This is a genomic window from Mesorhizobium denitrificans, from assembly GCF_003403035.1.
In the GTDB taxonomy this organism is placed as follows: Bacteria; Pseudomonadota; Alphaproteobacteria; order Rhizobiales; family Rhizobiaceae; genus Mesorhizobium_G; species Mesorhizobium_G denitrificans.
Genome location: NZ_QURN01000045.1, coordinates 1 through 1,176, shown reverse-complemented (window position 1 = coordinate 1,176; position 1,176 = coordinate 1). Strand labels below are relative to the sequence as shown.

Here is a 1,176-nt window from a genome sequence, read left to right as displayed (position 1 = left end):
ATGGCAAAAGGTAAATTTGAGCGTAACAAGCCTCATGTGAACGTTGGCACGATTGGTCACGTTGACCATGGCAAGACGTCGTTGACGGCGGCGATCACGAAGTATTTTGGAGAGTTCAAGGCGTATGATCAGATTGATGCTGCGCCTGAAGAGAAGGCTCGTGGCATCACGATCTCGACGGCGCACGTTGAGTATGAGACGCCGAACCGTCACTATGCACACGTCGACTGCCCTGGCCACGCTGACTATGTGAAGAACATGATCACCGGCGCTGCGCAGATGGACGGCGCTATTCTGGTTGTTTCGGCAGCAGACGGCCCGATGCCGCAGACCCGCGAGCACATTCTGCTTGCGCGTCAGGTTGGTGTTCCGGCCATTGTTGTTTTCCTGAACAAGGTTGATCAGGTTGACGATGCTGAGCTTCTGGAACTGGTTGAGCTTGAGGTTCGCGAGCTTCTGTCGAAGTACGAGTTCCCTGGCGACGACATTCCGATTGTGAAGGGTTCAGCACTTGCAGCTCTTGAAGACTCCAACAAGGAGATCGGCGAGAACGCGATCCGCAAGCTGATGGAAGAAGTTGACCGCTACATTCCGACGCCTGAGCGTCCGATTGACAAGCCGTTCCTGATGCCGATCGAAGACGTATTCTCGATCTCCGGCCGCGGAACGGTTGTTACCGGTCGCGTTGAGCGCGGCATTGTGAAGGTTGGTGAGGAACTTGAGATCGTCGGCATCCGTCCGACGGCGAAGACGACCTGCACGGGCGTTGAAATGTTCCGCAAGCTTCTGGATCAGGGTCAGGCTGGCGACAACATCGGTGCGCTGCTGCGCGGTGTTGACCGTGAAGGCGTTGAGCGTGGTCAGGTTCTGGCCAAGCCGGGTTCGGTCAAGCCGCACAAGAAGTTCAAGGCAGAAGCCTACATTCTGACGAAGGAAGAAGGTGGCCGTCATACGCCGTTCTTCACGAACTATCGTCCGCAGTTCTACTTCCGCACGACGGACGTGACGGGCATCGTGACACTTCCGGAAGGCACCGAGATGGTCATGCCTGGCGACAACGTCACGGTTGACGTTGAACTGATCGTGCCGGTCGCCATGGAAGAGAAGCTGCGCTTCGCTATCCGCGAAGGCGGTCGCACCGTCGGCGCTGGCGTCGTCGCAAGCATCATCGAGTAA

At 57.0% G+C, this 1,176-nt stretch carries 1 protein-coding gene; it reads left to right on the top strand.

Features of this window, described 5'->3' with window-relative positions:
* A complete protein-coding gene (tuf, locus tag DY251_RS21215; protein WP_116625892.1) occupies window positions 1-1,176 on the top strand; it encodes an elongation factor Tu in 1,176 nt (391 codons plus the stop codon).